The 22197-nt window shown below is 43.1% G+C and carries 18 protein-coding genes and 1 pseudogene; 11 read left to right on the plus strand and 8 right to left on the minus strand.

From position 1 onward, the window contains the following. Together BHV72_RS02805 and BHV72_RS02810 are read left to right on the plus strand one after the other, a co-directional pair. Positions 1-377 (plus strand): DUF4249 family protein (locus BHV72_RS02805; RefSeq protein ID WP_286854384.1); only part of this gene is annotated, 377 nt, incomplete at its 5' end. 266 nt (positions 378-643) lie between these two features. Next, entirely contained in the window at positions 644-997 is a 354-nt protein-coding gene (locus tag BHV72_RS02810; RefSeq protein WP_057097580.1) for a hypothetical protein, read from the plus strand. Between the two features lie 138 nt (positions 998-1135). On the opposite strand, the gene BHV72_RS02815 is transcribed toward BHV72_RS02810, so the two are convergent. Beyond that, complete coding sequence (locus BHV72_RS02815; protein ID WP_286854395.1) at positions 1136-1888, minus strand: LytR/AlgR family response regulator transcription factor; 753 nt, start codon at positions 1886-1888, stop codon at positions 1136-1138. Positions 1889-2020: 132 nt separating this feature from the next. Beyond that, on the minus strand, positions 2021-4039 hold the full coding sequence (locus tag BHV72_RS02820) for a tetratricopeptide repeat-containing sensor histidine kinase (RefSeq protein WP_057097583.1): 2019 nt from the start codon (positions 4037-4039) through the stop codon (positions 2021-2023). Between the two features lie 313 nt (positions 4040-4352). Between BHV72_RS02820 and BHV72_RS02825 the strand changes: the two genes are divergently transcribed. The 7 genes from BHV72_RS02825 to BHV72_RS02855 all read left to right on the plus strand — a co-directional run bounded on the left by BHV72_RS02825 (position 4353) and on the right by BHV72_RS02855 (position 13059). Further along, complete coding sequence (locus BHV72_RS02825) at positions 4353-5798, plus strand: serine/threonine protein kinase (protein WP_057097586.1); 1446 nt, start codon at positions 4353-4355, stop codon at positions 5796-5798. A 94-nt stretch (positions 5799-5892) separates the two neighbouring features. Then, positions 5893-6555, plus strand: a complete 663-nt coding sequence (locus tag BHV72_RS02830; RefSeq protein WP_240055517.1) for a BACON domain-containing protein — start codon at positions 5893-5895, stop codon at positions 6553-6555. Positions 6556-6627: 72 nt separating this feature from the next. Further along, positions 6628-7452, plus strand: coding sequence for a double zinc ribbon and FHA domain-containing protein (locus BHV72_RS02835; protein WP_057097587.1), 825 nt, complete (start codon positions 6628-6630; stop codon positions 7450-7452). Between the two features lie 11 nt (positions 7453-7463). Further along, positions 7464-8738 carry an FHA domain-containing serine/threonine-protein kinase gene (locus BHV72_RS02840; protein WP_005830090.1) on the plus strand — a complete coding sequence of 425 codons (1275 nt, stop codon included), beginning with the start codon at positions 7464-7466 and terminating at the stop codon, positions 8736-8738. A 16-nt stretch (positions 8739-8754) separates the two neighbouring features. Continuing rightward, positions 8755-10497 carry an FHA domain-containing protein gene (locus tag BHV72_RS02845; protein ID WP_005830088.1) on the plus strand — a complete coding sequence of 581 codons (1743 nt, stop codon included), beginning with the start codon at positions 8755-8757 and terminating at the stop codon, positions 10495-10497. A gap of 8 nt (positions 10498-10505) precedes the next feature. Beyond that, positions 10506-11564, plus strand: coding sequence for a PP2C family protein-serine/threonine phosphatase (locus BHV72_RS02850; protein WP_286854423.1), 1059 nt, complete (start codon positions 10506-10508; stop codon positions 11562-11564). A 16-nt stretch (positions 11565-11580) separates the two neighbouring features. Then, positions 11581-13059: a serine/threonine-protein kinase gene (locus BHV72_RS02855; protein ID WP_286854425.1), complete on the plus strand. Its 1479-nt coding sequence runs from the start codon at positions 11581-11583 to the stop codon at positions 13057-13059. A gap of 59 nt (positions 13060-13118) precedes the next feature. On the opposite strand, the gene BHV72_RS02860 is transcribed toward BHV72_RS02855, so the two are convergent. Then, positions 13119-14249 (minus strand): DUF2027 domain-containing protein, encoded by a 1131-nt coding sequence (locus BHV72_RS02860; protein WP_005833304.1) that lies wholly within the window; start codon positions 14247-14249, stop codon positions 13119-13121. 127 nt (positions 14250-14376) lie between these two features. Here BHV72_RS02860 and BHV72_RS02865 point away from each other — a divergent pair, with 127 nt between their 5' ends. Both BHV72_RS02865 and BHV72_RS02870 read left to right on the plus strand, forming a co-directional pair. Beyond that, positions 14377-15606: an S-adenosylmethionine:tRNA ribosyltransferase-isomerase gene (locus tag BHV72_RS02865; protein ID WP_005833306.1), complete on the plus strand. Its 1230-nt coding sequence runs from the start codon at positions 14377-14379 to the stop codon at positions 15604-15606. 5 nt (positions 15607-15611) lie between these two features. Further along, positions 15612-16115 carry an NUDIX hydrolase gene (locus tag BHV72_RS02870; RefSeq protein ID WP_005830075.1) on the plus strand — a complete coding sequence of 168 codons (504 nt, stop codon included), beginning with the start codon at positions 15612-15614 and terminating at the stop codon, positions 16113-16115. A 16-nt stretch (positions 16116-16131) separates the two neighbouring features. On the opposite strand, the gene BHV72_RS02875 is transcribed toward BHV72_RS02870, so the two are convergent. The 5 genes and pseudogenes from BHV72_RS02875 to BHV72_RS02895 form a co-directional block, all read right to left on the minus strand. Then, positions 16132-17487: an alanine/glycine:cation symporter family protein gene (locus tag BHV72_RS02875; protein WP_057097589.1), complete on the minus strand. Its 1356-nt coding sequence runs from the start codon at positions 17485-17487 to the stop codon at positions 16132-16134. A 99-nt stretch (positions 17488-17586) separates the two neighbouring features. Further along, on the minus strand, positions 17587-18975 hold the full coding sequence (gene glmM, locus BHV72_RS02880; protein WP_005830071.1) for a phosphoglucosamine mutase: 1389 nt from the start codon (positions 18973-18975) through the stop codon (positions 17587-17589). A 25-nt stretch (positions 18976-19000) separates the two neighbouring features. After that, the gene (gene bamK / locus BHV72_RS02885) at positions 19001-19612 is read right to left on the minus strand and encodes a BamK family beta-barrel-assembly machinery protein (RefSeq protein ID WP_005830068.1); all 612 of its coding nucleotides are present in this window, start codon (positions 19610-19612) and stop codon (positions 19001-19003) included. 103 nt (positions 19613-19715) lie between these two features. Further along, a pseudogene (locus tag BHV72_RS02890) lies at positions 19716-20728 on the minus strand (DHH family phosphoesterase). An 86-nt stretch (positions 20729-20814) separates the two neighbouring features. Further along, positions 20815-22197: ComEC/Rec2 family competence protein (locus BHV72_RS02895; protein ID WP_286854433.1), on the minus strand; the 1383-nt coding region annotated here is incomplete at its 5' end.

A 22197-nucleotide genomic window follows, 5' to 3' on the forward strand; every position in this document is an offset into this window, starting at 1 on the left:
GCAACTATGATGATGAAGAAAATGAATTGTTTCCCACCATAAATAACAAATACAACATATTCAATGATAACACTTTCCGTAACTCTTATGCCACATTGAAAGTATACACCCCTCTCTACCAAGATTATTATCCGATAGAGGGACACTACTACGACCATATATCCCGCAAACAAACCATCACCGTACGGTTGCTTAGCATCACTGAAGCCGAATACCGCTATCTAAAAGCCTTAAACTGCCTGGATGATGGGGATTACGACGATGCTTTAATGGAACCTATCAGTCTGCCTTGCAACGTCATAGGCGGATTAGGCTTTGTGGGAGTCTGCTCTGAAAGCAGAGTAATCATAGAATTACCCGAAACTATTTGGCAATAACATTTTGACTAATAAAAATCCTTTTATCCATTACTACAAATATAAATTCAGTTAGTCCACATTACATTCGTATTACAAAAAGCATCTAAACAAAGCATTTTCACACTATAAAATTGATTTAAGTCAAGAAATGAAGGTATAAACTACACTTTTTCCCTTATTCATTTTTGTGTTATAAAACATATACCTACATTTGCATAGGTAAAAGAAAAAGCTAAGCGCTTAGAGAGTTTTCAATAGGTATTAGATTGAAATTAGTAGGTATTATGAAACGTTTAGGATTAACATTAGTGGCAGCAGTCTGCCTGACTGCTACAACATTTGCAGCAGAAAACCAGCCTACAACTGCAAAATGGGAAGGTAACATCAACATAACAAAGTTGAGCAAGTATTTGAATCTGGATTCCAACCAGCATGAAGAAGTGGCAAACATCTGCGAATATTTTACAGAACAGATGGAACGCGCTACAAATTCCAAGAAGAATCAGGAGAAGTTACTCCGTAATGCAGTTTATGGTAATCTGAAGTTGATGAAAAAGACTCTGAATGAAAAGCAGTATGCCGATTATGCCAGAGTATTAAATGTCACACTGCAGAACAAAGGTATCGAAGTGAAATAAGCTTCGCTTCTGATGAATACGAAAATTGTATTTGATAAATAAAAAGGCATTGGACTTTAAAGGTTCAATGCCTTTTCTTTACGTCAACGCCACCAAAGTCTGCGGCGTCAACTCCCTAACCAAATAATTCTTATCACTTTACAAGCAGAATCTGTCTTGCAGTTCTTTTTTATACTTTCTGGAAACCAGCAGTTCCGTAACTTTGTCAAATGGTGGATAAAGCATGCATTTGCTATCCTTTATAATCATCAGATAATCAATATTGATAATATACGATTGATGTATCTGCACGAAACTGGATGAATATTGAGTAATCTGCTCAGCAGTCATTCCGCGACGCAGCACCAATGGCGGCTGGTTGTTTAGTATCACCTCCCACTGTTTACGCTCGGAGCAATAGCGAAAAAAACCGATTTCAGCCGGACGCAATGCACGCATATCATTGATTGGCGTAAATACGATAAATGTCTGTCCGGTATGCAACGGCGCACCAATGGGATATGACATTCTCTGCCCAGCTTCTGCCTGCTCTACAAAACGTGCAAGAATATCCCGAAACTCCTGCTCTTCAAAAGGTTTCAACAGATAGTCGAACGCAGCCTCCCGGATAGCCTGAACCATATACTTATCATAAGCCGTATAGAAAACAATCCGCATGTTCCATGAAACACTGCCACGTATTTCCTGCAGTAGTTCCATTCCTGTCATATCCGGCATTTCCACATCCAAGAACAACAAATCCGGCTGTACCTTGGCAATGAGTTTTTTCCCTTGCTTGCCATTACGGGCAGTTCCCTTCAAAGAAAAGCGTGCATCCTTTCCCAATTCAAAACTCAGATTCTCAAGAGCCACCTCATCGTCGTCAACTATTGCAACCTTATATTTATCCATGTTTCTTTTATGTTTTTCTTTTCGCGAATATATACATAATCCTGCTCCCATACAAAGCAACAAGAAGCCATTTACGGACTATTTATCCGTAAATATGCCTATCCTTGCAAAAAACGAGATTAAACGGTTCTTTTAAATCCTGTAATCGTAGTTGTCTGGCAACCAGAAAGTCACCTCACATCCCATCTCACCACTCTGTAGAGAGACATTGTGCACTGAAACATCAATGGCCTCCTTATTCTTATTGTTGAGAATCTGAATGGTCTGCATAATGACTTTCATTCCCGTCCCCGTGCCCCGGTTCCGACTGTCTGGACGATAACCGCCACCATTATCCGTTATCTTTATACAGATACCGTTTCCCCGGCGGCAGACCGAAACCCAAAGATTACGTTCACCTTCCTTCTCGCGCAATGCATGCTTCACTGCATTTTCAACCGGAATTTGAATCATCATAGACGGAATCCTTATTTGCTCCGGCTGCACATCCTTTTCTATCTTCAGTTCCGAATGAAAATCCGGACCTAAAGAACGGCGTTCCAGATTAATATATGTTTTCACAAAATCCAGCTCCTCTGCCAAGGTTACACACAGTTGTTCCGCCAATTCCAGATTGCGACGCATCAGTTTTACCAGCGACGAAAGCTCTTGCTTTTCTTCTACATTCCGCTCCGCCATCTCCCTGTTCAGCACATTGAAGATGAAATGAGGGGACAAGCGGTTACGGATATTCTCCAGACGAAGTGTAGAGACTGTGCGATGATTCCGTGCAAGCAACAAAGCACGTTTCTTTTTGCTGTACAGATAAAGGAAAACCGCCGTCAATATAGATACAACAGCTACAGCAAACACGACAAACTGTGTCTGCCTCAGCACCAGCACCTCGTTTTTCTGCTCCTGAAGCAAAACCCGATGTGCCATCAAGGTAGAATCCTGCTGATAACGCAAAGTCAAGTCTGCCGTACGCATCCGGACACGCTCATTCCTGATAGAATCATCAAGCAGGTTGTTCCTCTGCAGATAGTGATAAGCCCTCTTGTAGTTGCCGGTTTCCTCGTAAAACTGCTGAAGGTATTTATTACGGATATGTACCATATCAGGGTCGATGCCCGGAGGGACTACACTCTCGGACAATAAACGACGCGCCTCTTGAAAGTCTTTCTGAAGCAGAGCCAATTCTATTTTCTGCGTATCGATATAATATAGTGCAGTACTTACCCCCATTTCCTCAAAAAAAAGTTGGCATTCATTTATATATTTAACAGCCAAATCAACCATATTCAGTTGAAGATAACAGTCTCCTAAATTCAACCTCCCCAGATTAAGTTCAAAACTCATATCATCATATCCTTCGACTAAATCAATAACCTTTTGGAAATATTTTATCGCTGTCTGGTAATCCTCCCTATAATAGTAAGAAGTCCCTCTATTATTCAAATAAATATATTTTTCATAAGGTAGCATACTGTCATAGCTTTCTCCTGCTAGATTATAATAGTAATCACACTGTTCAAAATCACGCATGGTAACATATACTTGTGCCAAACCATAATAAATGGGAGGTTTCTTGGTAGAAGCTATATGCAAAGAGTCGCACATCAACAAAGCTCTCCTATACCAAGCTGCCCCTATATCCAATTTTCCTAAACGGTTATTCGCATCTGCAAGATTCATCAAAATATCCGGCACCACTTCAATCCTAGTCCCTCTCATCCGTAATTCATAAGCCTTCCGGAAACAAATTTCGGCAGAATCCATATTCCCAACACGTGCAAAGATATTTCCCTTCATATTGAAACATTCAGACTCCAAATCTGCCATTTGAGAAGAACTATGCTGCCTTTCTATAAAGTCATGTATCTGCTGGATTACGATTTGTGCCGAATCAAGCTGTGAAGTAATCAAATATGTTTTCAGTGTCATTGCCAGATAATTATACTTGACCAAGCTATCCTTTGCCTCTTCCATCTTTTGAAAAGCCTTCAACCTTACCTTTCGGGGCACAATGGCCACAGAATCTCCATTTATATGGGAAAAATCCTCAAAAGCTCTCATTTCTGTGTATACGTCCTCTTTATCTCCGGGCGCACAAGCTCCTAGAAGCACAAACCCTAATATCCAATAAATATAAAATCGAATTCGCTTATCCATCCTCTCTCTCCCATGTTTCTCGTAATTAGATTATTTATTCAATACATCTGCAAACTTAAAATATTTTTGCGAAATACCGTCAAGCATAAGGCGTATTTCTCAACCACAAAAGAGCATACGCTACCGCTTTATTAAAACGAAACAAAAAATCACATCATAGTACAATATTTAGCTACATAAACCATTGAAACAACATTTTAGTACATTTCAAACTTTTTCTCATTTTCTTATTTACATTTTTATTAATTACTTTGTGGATAAAGAATTGCGAATATACTCAATCAAACAAAATAATACAATCACACAAAGAAAGATGTTAGACAGTGGACAAATCATAGCAGATAGATACGAGCTACTCAAACAACTAGGAAGAGGAGGATTTTCTGAAGTTTGGCTGGCACAAGACAAACTTACGGATGTTAAGGTCGCCATAAAAATATATGCTCCAGGGATGGGGCTTGACGATGCGGGGATATCCCTTTTCACACAAGAGTTCTCCCTCGTATTTGATATGAATCATACAAATTTACTGCATCCTACTTATTATGACTGCTGGGAACGGATGCCATACCTGATTTTGCCTTTTTGCAAAAACGGTTCGGCCTTCCAATACCTTACTGACAACAACCGGATAACAGAAACGGAAAGCTGGCATTTGCTCCATGATGTTGCAGAGGGACTGGCTTATCTTCATGCAAAAACTCCCCCGGTTATCCATCAGGATATAAAACCCGATAATATTCTGATTAATGATGAGAATAGGTATATGATTACGGATTTCGGAATCAGCGCACGGATTAGAAGTACATTACGCAGGAACCAAGGACAAGAATCCAGTGGAGGAACTTTGGCCTATATGGGACCAGAACGTTTTGGTCCATCTCCCGCCCCTATTATGGCTAGTGACATTTGGTCATTGGGAGCAACAATGTATGAGCTTCTAACCGGTATGCCGCCCTATGGCGATCATGGAGGCGTATTGCAAAAAAACGGTGCAGACATTCCACTTATCAACGAAGACTTTTCTCAAGAATTAAAGGATATCATTTACAAGTGCCTTGCCTTAAATCCATGGGACAGACCCACAGCCAGACAAATTGCAGACTACACTTCCCAACATATCAATGGAAGTCCCGTCCCCTTTAGCCTGTCAAACAACAGCCATGATACTTTGCAAGAGGAAGAGGACAAAACCCATGAGGATTCCATTAGCGCACACTCTTCTGACATAAATAAGATGTCACCCTATCAAGACAAAGGGAAACGCAAAAAAGTTATAGTCGTAGCAGCAATCACAGCTATATTCGCAACAATTGTCATCATCTTTTCGCTAATAAGCGGCAAAGAACCAGTAGTGGAATCCATACCGGAACCGACTCCAACGATTGATTACGACAAAATGTGTCTGTCAATCATTCAAGAAGGCGAAAACTCTAAAATACAAGGAGATGTTTTCCGATTTGACATTGACACTTTAAAGCAAAACAATGATTCCGTATTTGAGGATTTTTACATAAATGCCATTGGCAAATACCGCCAAATAAATTACTACAAAGATTCCATCTCCGCGAAAATATACTTAAATGCAACAGAACTGAAACAGCAAGTAGAGGCCATACTGGATTCTGCCTATCATGTTTTTAAAGAAAAGGCAAATATCATGAAAGACCTTGACCAAGCCGTAGCAGCCCAGGCTTTTGAAGACCGTGCAAAAAAAATAGAACCATATATAAACATAGACAACAATGAAAATGAATAAACTTATCAGACTGATTGTTTTAGCGTTCGCTCTCTCTATGCCAATAAGTATATGGGGGCAATGCGCCTCCATCTATCAAAAGGGAGAGACATACATGAAAAGAGGAAGATACAGAGACGCTATTAAAAGTTTTAAAGCAGCCATGAAATGCGACAGCAATCTGGAGCAAGCATGCAAAAATAAAATCAAAGAGTGTGAGGAAAAAATAAATCCCGCTCCCAAGCCAGCGCCTCCTGCCGAAATCACCAGACTTACCATAGACAGAAAAAGCCTGGAATTTGGGTGTGAGACAAAGACTGCAGAAAGTATAAAAATAGAAAGTCTTCCAGAACAATGGACTGCAATATCAGATGCAGACTGGTGTCAAGTGACTCCCGGTGAGAAGAAACTCTCCATAAGCTGCCAGACCAATTGGCTGACTACCGAACGTAAAGCCACCATTACAATCAGTAATGAAAAGATGAAAGCTACGGTCAGTGTTACCCAAGGTGGCCAAGAAGAATTCATTAATATCGCATTAGATAAATTGGAATTCGGCTCCAAAGGAGAAATTAAGGAACTGCAAGTAGACTCCAATGCCGAATGGGAAGTTGCAGATATTCCTGAATGGTGTGAAGCTATAGCAAAAGACCGTGGCAAACTCATTCTAAAAGTGGGAAAAACCAAGAAGGCCAGAGAAGGAACTCTCATAGTTAAAAGCAAAGGAGGAAAAATATCTTCAATTATTCTCTCCCAGAAAAAGGGAGGTCTATTCTAAATTCATGGTAAACCGACAATGGTGAGAAACTCTGATTTATACAAAGTAATTCCATTATTAAAGTAAAATCTTATGAGATGTATGAATTGCGGTTGGGACAACCATTCCAACACAACAGTATGCCTGAAATGCGGGCAACCTTTGCGAATGCCGGAGAATTATGCCAACAGTCAGGACATTTTTATTTCAAAAGAAGGTCATGGAGAAGCTATACCCAAACCGACAGTATTGAATGTCAGCTCTAATGAAGAAAAATGCAGAAAAACTGTGGTGTTTTCCACAACAAATGAAGAAGAGAATCATTCTACTGTTGTACAGCCAATTATAGAATGTCCCAATTGCAATTACCCGGTAGTAGGAGATTTCACAAGTTGCCCTTGCTGCGGAACTCCATTGAAAAGAGCAAACACATCAACAAACAATGAATACAAAACAATAAGAGTAGAAGAGGAAGTACCTTCCGTTTCTGAAGAGAAAATGCTCTGTCATGAATGTGGAAGTAAGATAGCAATAACCTGCTCTTTTTGCCCGAACTGCGGTGTCCGCGTACATCGGCCAACCATACGCCGACAAATAAAGAACATCACAGAGACAGAACCGGAAACCAAACCTCACTGTTCATTAACAATTATACCGGAAGAAGAAGAGAACATTCTTCCGAAAAGATTTGAATATGAAGGGAACTCCATCATCTTGAACCGGGAAAATACAGAAATGTCTAATCGTACAATCACCTCAAAGGAACAAGCTGAAATAGTTTTCGATGATGGTCATTGGTATCTGCTTGACCGAAGTATGCTCCAAACGACCTATATCCAGGTAAACAGAAAAATAGAAATCATACCGGATGATATCATTGTACTAGGCGACCGAAGATTCAAGTTTGAATGTGACTAAATATAACTCTTGTGAATAACCGGACTGTCGACAGATGTGATTATAATGTAGGGGAATATATCAATAACCGTTATAGGGTTTCCCAAACATTAGGCGAAGGTTCATTCGGTAAAGTATATCGGGTTACGGACAGCGCAAGCAAAGATTATGCGCTTAAACTACTGAGATTATGGGAAGTTCCTCCTGAAATACGTAAACCATTAATGGAACGTTTCGAGATGGAATTCAAAACTGGGCAAATTGATTGTGACTATTTAGTGCGTTCATTGGACTACGGTACAGTTGGAGGCAACCCTTATATTGTAATGGAATACTGTTCCGGAGGAGATTTAACACCTTATTTAGGTTCTGGAAGCAGTAAGATTCCTCTAATTTGCCAACAAATTCTAATAGGTTTACATGCTTTGCATACCAGAGGCAAGGTTCACCGTGACCTAAAGCCGGAGAATGTCCTTTTCAAGAGTAACGGAATTGCTGCGTTGACAGATTTCGGTATAGCAGGGGATAGAAACAAACGTATGACTGAACGCAATATTTTTGGTAAACCCAACCAAATCTTCGGGACTTATGCATATATGCCGCCAGAACAAGTGAACCGCATGCGAGGTGAGGCCACTGTCCTACCCACTACGGACATTTTTTCTTTTGGAGTATTAGCCTTTCAATTATTGACTGGCAGTTTGCCCTTTGGCGAATTGAGCAGTCATAATGAATTGGCACTATACCAGAAACGTGGGAAAAATGGAGATTGGAACCGGCAGAAATTGACACAGTTGAAACATAGAGAGCAGTGGCAGCAACTCTTTGCAGGATGTCTTAATCCAGATTTCAAAAAACGTTTCCAGTCTGTGCAAGAGGTATTGGAACACCTGCCAGCAATAAGCCAAGTCCCTATGGAAAGAGGATATTGTCCACCACAAACAGTCAATGGTTTCTGTATACGTATTATGCAAGGTGAAGAGTACGGAAAAATATATCAATTAAGTGAACTTATAAAATATGGCAATAGAATCCTTACTATCGGGAGAGAACGCGACAATCTGCTACATATAACAGAACAGCAAAGTGCCTATATATCACGCCATCATTGCACAATAGAAACAAATCCCGCCACTGATAAATGGATTATTCGGGACGGGCAATGGCAGAAGGAGTTAAAGTTGTGGCAGGAGTCCAGTAATGGGACTTATGTCAATTCCACCCAAGTCACCAAACAAGGGCATATACTGAAAATTGGAGATATCATCTCCATTGGGGATGTAAAAATGAGATTTGAAAACTATTAATTATATATCAAGTAGTATGGATACACAAAATTACAAACGTACCTTAGCCGGCTCAGTAGGGGCTGGTATGGGGGCATTAATGGGTGCTTCCGGTAGAACTTACTTTATTTTGGAGCACAAGACCTCTTCAAAGTATCATCAAGCGGGAGAATCCCAAAAAATCATTGTCGACCAAGTAGAATTAGGTAGAGACGCTTCCTGCCAAGTACGCTTTGATGAAAGTTTCGAAACAGTTAGCCGCAAACATGCTGCAATTGTACGCGACGGTGAAAACTGGAAACTTATCCACCTTTCACACTCCAATCCGACATTGGTCAACGGACATCCTATAAATGGGTCCTACTATTTACAAACAGGAGATGAAATACAATTATCCGTTGGCGGACCACGCTTGGGATTCATTGTTCCACAAGGTCGCCAAGCATTAACTTCCAGCATTGGATTGACTGAGAGAATGAGCCTTTTCCGCAAACAAGCCTTACGCCCCTACAAGACCGCATTAACAATCATGGGAATTGTTTTCGTACTGGCGGTGGCAGGATTGGCTGCCTGGAACTACAGTTTAGGTGTAAAAAATGATTTGTTGGCACAGAAGACAGAAGAACAAGAACTTCAACTGAAAGGATACCAAAACCAATTGGATTCACTGGGGACCGAAAGAGCATCTCTAGAAGCACAGCAACGGGAGTTAGAGACCAAATTACGAAACAGTGACGGTAATGCAGAGGCCTTAAAAACACAGTTGGACAACGTTAATAGTCAATTAAAGAATGTCAATGCAAGTTTCTATAAGGTCAAATCAGACTTGGACAATCTCTCAAACAGCATAAGCACTAAAAGCATTGAGAATTCAAGCAATGCCATTAACGCAAATATACAAGAAGGCACCAGACTCTCCAAAGACCAATATTATGAAGACCCTGATATAGCAGATGAACAAGACAGTAATGCTTCAGGAGATTTGAAAGATTATTATGATTATATCTATACAATTAAAGTCGACCGTATTGAAATCGAATATAATGGAACAAAGTTTGATCCGGGCATACAAGTTTCAGATATAATCTGCGGAACTGGCTTCATGCTATCAAACGGAATGTTTGTAACAGACAGGCAGAATGTCGAGCCATGGATATACTCCAACACAGAGTGGAAAGACCCATGGCGTAAACTATTGGCTGTATACAAAGGAGCAGGATGTAATATCATTATCCATTACCGTGCATACAGTACCAAAGGAACTGGAAAGCCTCTGACATTTACCAGTAGCGATTTTGCCAAAGACGGACGAAATGATGTACAAGTGACCGAAATAGAAGTAGATAAATCCATCAGGGTACAACTAAGGGAACATGGGATAAAATTGACCTATACACGTAGGAAATATATCAGTGTCAGCATTGTTACCCCTGCTGCCAACAGTTGGGCATACATTAGAGGAAAAGGCGTTTATGGTGAGGGATTGCCTTACGACATTACCGCCGCAGACAACATGAGTGGAGGTACAGAAGTTCAAATGGTGGGCTATGCAGGTTATGCTGATATTCATAATCTTACTCCGGCTCATTTCAATGACCATACCAATATAGCCGACACAAAATATGAGACTACCATATTACAGAATCGTGTGGCAGAGCCCGGTTATTATGGTTCTCCAGCATTCCTTCTAGAAAATGGTTCTTACAAAGTAGTGGGTTTCATGGTAGGAAGCATAGAGGGTAAGGATCGTTTAGTACCAATCAGAAATTTAATACATTAAAATTAAACATGTCCGAGATAAGCATTAAATTAGCGGCAGGTACCAATGTTGGTTTAGTCAGGAAAAACAACGAAGACAATTTTGTTGTCAATCGTGATTTATGCCAATCAGAGTGGATTATCCCCCAATCGATAGAACCCATTTCTTTAGGACGGTATGGCAGCATATTGGTAGTGGCCGACGGAATGGGCGGCACCAATGCCGGAGAAGTTGCTTCTGCCATAGCCATTGAGACGGTGCAAAATGCATTCACCCCCGAGAATTTAGGAGATATTATTACGCAGGAAGGCATTGTTACCTCAGAAGAAGCCGTTGAAGAATTTCTGGGTAGAACTGTCAAAACCGCTGATTTAAATATTGTCAATGCAAGTAAAGAAGATAGTAGTACCCAGGGAATGGGTACTACTATTGTCATTGCTTGGATATTGAACGATAAAGCCTATATCTGTTGGTGTGGCGACAGTCGTTGTTATGTATTCAATGGCAATTCAGGTTTTTGCCGTTTATCTAAAGACCATTCCTATGTACAAGATTTAGTAGATCAGGGAAAACTAGATCCTGAAAATGCGTTTGACCATCCTTACAGTAATATCATTACCCGCTGTTTGGGAGACCCGACCAATCGTTCCAATCCCGATTTCCGTTCCTATAATTTAAAGGATGGCGATACTCTCCTACTGTGTAGTGATGGGTTATGTGGTTTATGCCACGACGAAGAGATAATGCAAATTATAGAAGAGAACCAGGATGATTTAATGACATGCAAGGATAGGTTGATAGAAGCTGCTCTTGAAGCAGGTGGATATGACAATATTACGATTGTGTTATGCCACATCATGCTACAGAATACCGAGCCCAAAGTAAAGTTGAATAATACAGTGTTCAGCAAACCCAACCACCACAAAATCCGGAAAATTCTTCTGTTACTCCTGGTACTGGCTTTAGCGGCAGGCTTCTATTTATATAGAAATCCACAGCAATATGCAAAATGGAAAACGATACTATATCAGGCAGATACGGTTCTAGTTACAGAGACAGACACTACTAACACTACCCTAACAGATTGATTACTATTGTGAAACTATGCAACTGAAAAATGGTGATATATTTGCTGAACACTATCAGCTGAAGAAACTATTAGGAGTCGGAAGCTTTGGTGAAGTCTGGCTTGCCCGAAATATATTGGCAGATGTAGACGTTGCCATAAAGTTGTACGGACTGTTGGATGACAACGGCATAAAAGATTTCCGGGAAGAATTCAAACTTGCCTACAAATTACACCATCCCAATCTACTGCACCTTAATCATTTTGATGTTTTTGGACAGTGCCCTTTTTTGGTAATGCCTTACTGTCCCAAAGGGTCCTCAGTGAGCTTGAAAGGCAAAATGTCTGAAAAGCAAATCTGGCGCTTCATACGCGATGTATCATGCGGATTGATGTTTCTTCATAATCAGAATCCTCCTATCATTCATCAAGATATAAAACCCGATAATATTTTGATAGGGGATGATGACAAATTCATCATCTCAGATTTTGGCATCAGCCGTAAACTGGAGCATACTTTTCGTAAAAGTATCAACAAAGTAGAAAGTTCCGGAACACTTGCCTATATGGGACCAGAACGTTTTGCAGAGAAACCACTGATTGTGGCTACCAGCGATATATGGTCTTTAGGGATGAGTGTTTATGAATTATCCACTGGTCTTGTATTATGGGAAGGTATGGGAGGTTGTGTCCAACTGAATGGTGCACATATTCCAGCATTAGATGAGAAATATTCTTCCCAATTGTCCCAGTTTGTTCACGCATGCCTTGCCCTCAACACTTGGGACCGCCCCACAGCCCAACAAGCCTATGAGTTTGCTTGCTCCATACTAAAACAAACAAAGACAGACTCTCCTTCAGTACAGCTGAAGCCTATTGCTCCACTTTTTCCTAAAACAACATCACCACGCCTTAAAGAAAAGTTCTGTCCTTCGAACATGCATAAACGCATAGCAGGATGGACCGGCCTTGGTATAGTATTGATTCTATTGCTTGTCAAAGGAGGTTCCATATACTTTAGACACCTTGAAGAAGAGCGCAAGTACGCTGCATGCCGTACAGAAGAAGACTACAGAGATTTTCTAAAAGAATACCCCTCCTCATCTCATGCAAACTTTATAAAACAATTTTTGGGAAACAAGGTAAATCCAATCTCCCCAATAAATAGAGAAGAAAACATCGTTATGGACTCGGTAAAAACGGATACTGCAAAACTTGAACAGTTCCAAGAGGAACCTAAAAAACAGATTGTCCACCCACATCCACAACCTTCTTCACAGCCAGTTCTTCCCATTACTGATATAAGAGAAGTCAGAAGAGAAAATGAAGAACGCCTCTTCTATAGTTGCCAGTCGGTAGCAGATTACGAAGAATATTTGCGAAAATATCCCAAAGGCAGGTTTGTACACAAAGCCAAAAGAGCAATCCAGCAAATAGAATCAGAAATGATGCAGTCCAATCCTTCCACTCAAGAAATACACATAAGGAAAAATACAAGAGTCAATGTCAGACTATAAATAATGAATAGGGCATTCCAATGTTTGAACTGCCCTATTCACTATTCAAATACTTGATTTTATTTAATCGTCACCATCGTCGCCCCAAATCCGTACTCCTGGAACGAAGCATCCTGATGGCGGCAGTCAGGATATTTACGTTTCAGCTCGTCCAGCAAGGCTTTACGCAGCACTCCATCTCCCTTGCCGTGAATAAAGACGATGCGTTGTTCGCGCTTTTTCTTGTATTGTTCCATCACTTCACGAAACTTATCCAGCTGGTAATTCAATATTTCGCTGTTGCTCATGCCGCAGGTGTCATCCAGCAACTCGCCAATATGCAGGTCAATTTCGACAATCCCATTCTTGCCACCACGCTTGATGACCGTCTGCGGTTTGGACGGAGTATCTGCCGTTTTTTTCTGTATCAAAGCCTCCTTCAGTTCCTCTGCCGAAACATACACCTGCTTGGCAGGCTGGTCATTCCGGACAATATCATACACCAAGGCCGGTGTTTCAAAGAAAACCGTCTGCTGGAATGTATGCAGTTTATAGAACTTTACCATATCTATGCGGACTTCCACACTGACAGCCGGTTTCATTGTGAACGCACGGTTATCTTTGAATGCCACCAGCTGTACCATCACACGTTCACGGTCGTTCAACTCGGACTTTTCGAACTCCTCCAGCAGAAGTTTCGTATTCGGCTCTATCAAACCATGCGAACGGGCTGTCCAGGACTTTCCTTCGGCACTCGAATAGGTGTAATACATATAATAATTACTGTCGTTCACCAAATATGCCTCGAAAGGTGTAGTGCTGACAGCCTTGATATCCTCCGGAACAAAAGCCAGAAAAACATTCAGGATATCTCCACCTTTCATCTCGGGCTGACGATAAACAGATATCTGCGGTTTCTCCAAACGGACCGATTGAGACTCTGAAACCTGAGACTCCATAGCAGACGGCCTTGCCGCAGTAGCGGCCGTGCGCAATTGTTGCTCTTCTTCCCGCTTCTTCTTGGCAGCCGCTTTGGCTGCCGGAGTGGGGATATTATAATCATCGGTCTCTATCACCACACATTCGTTTATGGGCATCGGTATGTCAAAACCGTCGGCATCTTCCACCAACACGATGTTTTTCCCTTGAAATCCTGTCACAACACCGCCCCCAACTTCGCTGAGGAAACGAACTTTATCTCCTATCTTCATAGTAACTTATCTTTTAGTTTGTCTTTTCCTACTTTCTTCCTGCAAAGTTAGGAATTATTTCCCTTATTCTTCAAATCTTCCCAAATATCCGTACCTTTGCAGCCGATATAATAAAGAGAAAGCCATCATGAAAGAAGACCCCAGACATATCAGAATCAGCGAATTCAACTACCCGTTGCCGGACGAACGCATTGCAAAGTTCCCATTGTCCGTACGTGACCAGTCCAAACTGTTATTGTATCGCCACGGAGAAGTTTCAGAAGACAGATTCACTTCACTGCCGGAGTATCTGCCATCGGGAAGCCTGATGATATTCAACAATACCAAAGTCATCCAAGCACGCCTGCATTTCCGGAAAGAAACGGGAGCACTGATTGAAGTATTCTGCCTGGAACCCATACAGCCGAACGACTACGCCCTCAACTTCCAGCAAACCGAGCATGCCGCCTGGCTCTGCATGGTCGGCAACCTGAAAAAATGGAAGGAAGGCATGCTGAGACGTGAGATGACCGTGAAAGGCAAGTCACTCACCCTGACCGCCGAACGGGGTGAATGCCACGGAACCAGCCATTGGATAAACTTCCGCTGGAATAATCCGGAAGTGACTTTTGCCGACATTCTCGAGGTCTTCGGTGAATTGCCCATCCCCCCCTACTTGAACCGGGAGACCCAGGAAAGTGACAAGGAGACTTACCAGACTGTCTACTCCAAAATCAAAGGTTCGGTGGCTGCCCCTACAGCGGGACTGCATTTCACCCCACGCGTATTGGACGCATTGCGCAATAAAGGAGTAGAATTGGAAGAGCTGACACTCCATGTGGGAGCCGGAACCTTCAAACCGGTGAAAAGTGAAGAAATAGAAGGGCACGAAATGCATACGGAATACATCTCTGTCTCGCGCAACACATTGGAAAAACTCATAGTACACGGCGGCAAGGCAGTGGCCGTAGGAACAACTTCAGTGCGCACATTGGAAAGCCTTTATCACATCGGAGTCACTTTACTGAATAATCCAGAAGCCACAGAGGAAGACTTGCACGTCCACCAATGGCAACCTTATGAAATGTCTGCCAAGGCCACCGCCACCTCTGCAGTAGAAGCCCTGCAAGCCATTGTTGCCTATCTGGACAGACATAGCATGGAGGCTCTGCATACCAGCACTCAAATCATTATCGCTCCGGGATATGAATACAAAATCGTGAAGGCTATGGTGACTAATTTCCACCAACCGCAAAGTACCTTGCTGCTGCTCGTATCAGCTTTCGTACACGGTGATTGGCCGAAGATTTACAACTATGCACTGGCACATGATTTCCGCTTCCTGAGCTATGGAGATTCATCATTATTAATACCCTAAGCACAATGAACCACGATAACAATCAAGAGATGTTCCCCCTTGTCGACGAACAAGGCAACATCACAGGTGCCGCCACCCGTGGCGAATGCCATAACGGTAGCAAACTGCTTCATCCGGTAATCCATCTTCATGTATTCAATTCCAAAGGTGAGTTGTATCTACAGAAACGTCCCGAATGGAAAGACATACAACCGGGGAAGTGGGACACCTCCGTAGGCGGACACGTCGATTTAGGTGAAAGTGTAGAGATGGCGCTAAAACGCGAAGTACGCGAAGAGCTCGGCATTACCGACTTTATTCCCGAAACCGTCATGCATTACGTCTTCGAGTCTGCCCGCGAAAAGGAACTGGTCTTCGTACACAAAACTGTCTACGACGGTGAAATACATCCCAGTGACGAGCTGGACGGAGGACGTTTTTGGAGCCCCGATGAAATCAAGGCAAATATCGGCAAAGGTGTATTCACCCCGAATTTTGAAGGAGAGATAGGAAAGGTCATCAACTTGTAGTGGAAGCTGCTTTCTATCAGTTCGCAAAATATTCCTTCATCTTTCTCCTGACCCGTGGAGCAAGTAACAGCAGTGACGTCATCGTAGGCAATGCCATCAAGGCAAAAGCCAAATCCATGATGGCAACCACTGCTCCCAACGGAATCATGGCAGCCACAACAATCATCACCAAATAGAAGTAGTTATAATACTTGGCATTCTCCGCACCAAACAAGAAGTTGGTGCACTTCAGTCCATAATACGAATAAGAGAACATGGTAGAAAAGGCAAAGAAAAAGACCATCACCATCAACAGATAATGCCCATAGCCGGGAAGGAGCTGCTCAAAAGAATTCAAAGCAATATAAAGGCCTTTTATGCCTCCTTCCGACGCATAGTTTCCAGCTATAAAAATAGGGAAGGCCGTCAATGTACAAACAAGCCCCGAGTCGATGGCCGGTCCAATCATGGCTACCAGCCCCTCACGAATGGGATTGTCATTACGGGAGGCGCCATGCATCATAGAGGCCGTACCTACACCTGCTTCATTGACGTAGGCAGCACGGCGGGCACCAGTCAGTGCAGTTCCCAAAATTCCACCGATACCGGCTTCCAGGCTGAAGGCAGACTGGAAAATGGAAGCCAACACTCCCGGCAACTTATCAAAATTCAAACAAAGAATAACGAAGACAAGCAGCATATAGCAAGTAACCATCACCGGCACTATTTTAGCCGAGATAACCGAAATGCGCCGGATGCCACCGATAATGACCGCCCCTACCACCAGGCTAATGACAATACCCATCACAAAACGCAGACCGAGTGTATTCTCTATTCCTGCCGGAGTAGTAAATACCGTAGTGACAGACTCGACCAACTGATTGGCTTGCATTACACACAACGTACCTATCAACCCCACCACCGCAAAGAAATAAGCAAACGGTTTCCAGCGTTCGCCCAACCCATGAAGAATGATATACATCGTCCCCCCTTGCGGTTCTCCGGCAGAATCGTGTCCTTTGTACATAATGGCAAGAGCCCCTTCAAAGAATTTGGTGGACATACCCACAACGGCACTTACCCACATCCAGAAAATGGCTCCGGGACCTCCTACTGTAATAGCGATAGCCACCCCCGCAATATTCCCCATACCCACTGTTGACGCTATGGCGCTCATCAAGGCCTGGAAAGAACTGATTTGTCCTTCGCCCGCCACTTCCGATTTATAGCGCAAGGCCTTTATCGAATATCCGATGCGGCAGAGGGACACAGCTCCGGAATAAAAGAACAAGAAAAGTCCTCCCCCTATCAGAAGGATAAATAAGGGATACCCGCAGACAAAGTCACTGACAGTGGTTATTGCTGAGCCTATAGAATCTAAAATACCATTCATAGTAGTAGTTTGATGGAGGAGTTCATGGGAAGGTTTAAAAAAAGTCCCACTTCTCTTTCACGGGAAAGTGGGACATTCATTATAACATTTCGTTCGGCCTTATTTAGCCAGGTCTTCAATCACCTTCATAATCTGCTGGCCGATTTCCTCGGCAGCCTCCGGTGTGGCAGCCTCACTATAGACACGGATAATCGGTTCCGTATTGCTCTTACGCAGATGAACCCATTTGTCGGGGAAGTCAATCTTCACACCGTCTATATCATTGATTTCTTCATTCTTATACAGCTCCTTCACCTTGGCAAGAATAGCATCTACATCTGTTTCAGGAGTCAAGTCTACACGATTCTTTGCCATGAAGTATGCAGGATAGGATGCACGGAGTTCGCTCACCTTCTTACCTTCGTGTGCCAGATGGCTCAAGAACAAGGCAATACCTACCAAGGCATCACGTCCATAGTGGCTGGCCGGATAAATTACCCCACCGTTTCCTTCGCCACCGATAACGGCACCTACTTCCTTCATTTTGGTAGTTACATTCACTTCACCTACGGCAGAAGCGTAATATTCTTGCCCATACTTGCGAGTTACATCGCGCAAGGCACGGGTCGAACTCAAATTGGATACCGTATTGCCCGGAGTATGTTTCAATACGTAGTCGGCAACAGTAACCAGTGTATATTCTTCACCGTACATCTTGCCGTCTTCGCAAATCATTGCCAGGCGGTCTACATCAGGGTCTACAACAAATGCAACATCTGCCTTCCCCCCTTTCATCAGGTTCATGATGTCACCCAAGTTCTTTTCCAAAGGCTCGGGATTATGCTGGAAGTTACCGGTCGGTTCGCAATAGAGCTTCTCTACGTGCTGAACGCCAAGTTGTTCAAGTAGTTGCGGCAGAATAATACCACCTACAGAGTTTACACAATCGATGGCTACACGGAAGTTTGCCTTTCGGATAGCTGCCACATCTACGAGGTCAAGTGCCAATACGCTGTCGATGTGTTTCTGGTTGTAGCTTAAATCCTGACGGTACGAGCCAAGTTGGTCCACTTCGGCATAGTCGAATTCTTCGGCGGCGGCAATGCGGAGTACTTCCTGGCCTTCGGCAGCGTTCAGAAATTCACCCTTTTCATTCAGCAGTTTCAACGCATTCCACTGCTTGGGATTATGTGAGGCAGTCAGAATAATACCTCCACTGGCACCTTCCATGGTTACAGCCAGCTCGGTAGTCGGAGTAGAAGCCAAATCAATATCCACTACATCCCAGCCCATACCCATCAAGGTACCGACTACTACGTTCTTGACCATCTCGCCAGAGATGCGGGCATCACGCCCTACCACGATTTTGTTACTTTTTACAGTACACGTCTTACGAATCAGGGTAGCATAAGCTGAAGTGAACTTCACAATGTCGAGCGGATTCAATCCCTCGCCAGCACTACCGCCAATTGTTCCGCGGATTCCAGAAATAGATTTGATTAGAGTCATAGGTTAATGATTTAAAATTTATCGGTTAGTTCCAAATTTGGAGTTTATGTAAATCGTAATAATAAGGATGAACGTCCCGCATAGCATCCGACTGTCCCATCTTGGAAGGAACAATCAGCTTCACATGTGCTCCGTTACGAATATAATTCAACGCAACCAGCCAGCCAGCAGGTACAGACGAACCATGATATATAAGCATATAGCCTTGAGTGAAAAGTCCGGCAATAGACGAAGAAGTAACAGAATATCTAAACTCATCCACAACAGTCGGACTATTCATATTGGTTATATACGATTTCACCCCTCCAACAGCTATCAACCCTTGTTCTTCAAAGCGCACCAAAATCAAATCATTCGGTTTAACTGTATCTGCAGGATTCGTCGAACCTTTATCCACAATCTGCATATACACCCCGCTTGCCAGCTGCACATACTCATTCCTGCTTACATCCGTTGTCGAATCTTGCGCATAGAATTCACTTTGAGAAATAACGACAATGCTACTGTCTTTGATAAATGCTTTGATGGCATCTTTTTCTTCCTCAAGCATTTCGGCATAAGTTTTAGAATTATCGCATGCCTGGAAGGCTAAACAAACTGCAAGTAAGGCAAAAAAGAATAAAGTAAGTTTCTTCATTTCTGTTATTTAGTAATTTCGTACAAAAGTATCTGATTTCCTTGAAAGTTGAAAGCTGCGGATAGAAAGTTCGTAACTTTTAACCTTTACAACTGAACTTTTTTTATCCTTTGGCATTCAGCAGCGGTTTGTATTTCTCCAAAGCCTGCTCAAAGACCTTGCGGGCCTCATCCATCGTTCCATAAAATTCACCGCCGGAAGCATTCAAATGACCGCCGCCGCCAAAGAACTCGGCAGCCAGCTGATTGCAGGGGAATGTACCGACCGAACGTAAAGAAATCTTTATCATCGGCTTCTCCGTATCTTCACGCAGGAAGCAAGAGAAAATCACCCCTTTGATTCACTATCTCCACGCACATAGTCGAACTGGCTTTGTTCGGCTTTAGTCAGAGAAATTAAGGCTGCATGATAGTCCGGATAGACCTTCATTTGTGACAAGACATATCCCATTAGGCGCAAACGGCTTTCTGAATAAGTATTGAACACCTTGCGGTAAATCTCGTCCTTGTCAATACCTTTCGACAACAGTTCGCTGATGATGAAATAGATTTCCCGATTATTGGAATTATAGGTGAACCCGCCGGTATCCGTCATCATACCCGTATAGATGCACTCTGCTCCTTCCCTTGAAATGTCACTGAAATAGCCCATACGGCAAATCAGGCGGAAAACCAGTTCCGAAGTGGAAGATATCTCCGGATGGGAAATGATAATCTTGCAGAAATCCTCCGGATGGAGATGATGGTCTATCAGTATTTTTCTTGCCGGGGATGCAAGAACAGCGTCACCCATGGCATCTATACGATGGATAGCATTAAAGTCCAGACAACAAATGACATCCGCCTCGGCAATCAGCTTGTCAGCGAACTCCTTGTAGCGGTCGTACAGAAGGACGTCCTTGCTCCCGGGCATCCATTTCAAGAAGTCGGGAAAGGCGTTCGGCACAATAACATTCGCCGTCTTTCCCTGCGAGCTGAAGAAGTGCCACAAGCCCAGAGAAGAGCCGATGGCGTCCCCGTCGGGACCCACATGCGAAACGATTACTATCTTGTCTGCACGGTCAAACCATTTGGTGAAATGGTCTATCTTGGATTGTTCTATTACTTTGGTCAACATATTTTTATTTACTATTTGACGATTGACTATTTACTATTTGGCGTTTATAACAAATTGAAGGGGCAAAAGTACGAAAAGTTTGTGATTTATAACAATATGCGGTAAGAACCTTTTTGAGAAAGAAGAAGATAGGGAATACCTAAGCGAACGCAATCATTGGCAATCTTATTCTGATAATAGTCTGAAAGAGAAGCGTCAAGCACCACCATGCCCATGGAAAAGAGCGAAGTAAGTTCCTCTACCCCACCTTGATACCCCTTGGAGACATATAGATAATCAACTGAAAGGAGATGGGAAGAGTTCTTGTTTCTCCAACGGTTGTCGGAAAGAAGACAGATGCGCTTACCGGCGTAAGAGACAATCTGGTTACGCATGGATAAGCCGGAAGTGGTATAATCTCCGGCAACCAGTCGGGGAGTCTCCAGACGCAGGCGGTTCCAATGCGGAGAAAGGGCACGGCACAGACGCGGCATATCCGGCAAGCTATCGGCACATGCCAACCAAGAATGACGGTTGTCTGCCATACAATGGACAACGGGACAGCCTCTCACGCTATAAAAAGCAATCCCCTGCCGGGGAGCATTGGACATGATGGAAAGGGAATGCCAGGAAACCACTGCCAACAATGCCAGCAACGCAAAGCAGATTCTACGTACCGTAAGGCGTAGAAAGCCATAATATGTCATCCCCAAGAACAGATAGACGAGCAGAACACCCCATATATCCAGCCAAATATCATCGACAGCAGCGCCGGGAAGATGCTCTATCCAGCGGAGCACTTCATTCTGGACATGTACCAATGCCTCTACTACCCTTGCAAACAGATGTTGTACAAAAGGCAGCGGCGTAAGCATCAACAGAAAGACAGCCGAATACAGAACGAGCGACACCATGGGAATTACCCAAAGATTAGTCAACAGAAAATGAGTGGAAAAACGGGAGAAATAGAAAATGACCAAAGGGGCCGTACCCAGCTGAGCCGCCACAGACACTGTCATAAGTCCCCACAAATATCGCAGGAAACGATTGTCAACCTTCCAAAGGGCATATAACTTAGGTTGTACAAGTACAATAGCTGCAACCGCCGAGAATGACAACTGAAAACCGACATCAAACAACCAGACCGGCTTGCACAGCAGCATCAGGAAAGCAGTTGCCGCCAGCGTATTCAGAGTCAGCGGCTTTTCCGGCTGCAAACCGGCAAACGCCAACAAAGAGAACATGACGACCGACCGCACCACCGAGGAAGACAATCCCGTGAAAAAAGCAAAACTCACCAAGAAAAGGACCAGAAGCAAAAGCAACAAAGGTTTTAACCGCCGCCATCGCCTCCACAAAGGACGAAGCACAAACAAGAGCAAAGCATACAGAAAACCTATGTGCAACCCCGAAAGTGCCAGTACATGGCTGGCTCCCGAAACGGAGTAGGTCTCCACAATATCATCACTCAGTTCCTCTTTATCCCCCAC

This window comes from Bacteroides sp. 43_46, from assembly GCF_001915455.1.
Classification (GTDB): Bacteria; Bacteroidota; Bacteroidia; order Bacteroidales; family Bacteroidaceae; genus Bacteroides; species Bacteroides caccae.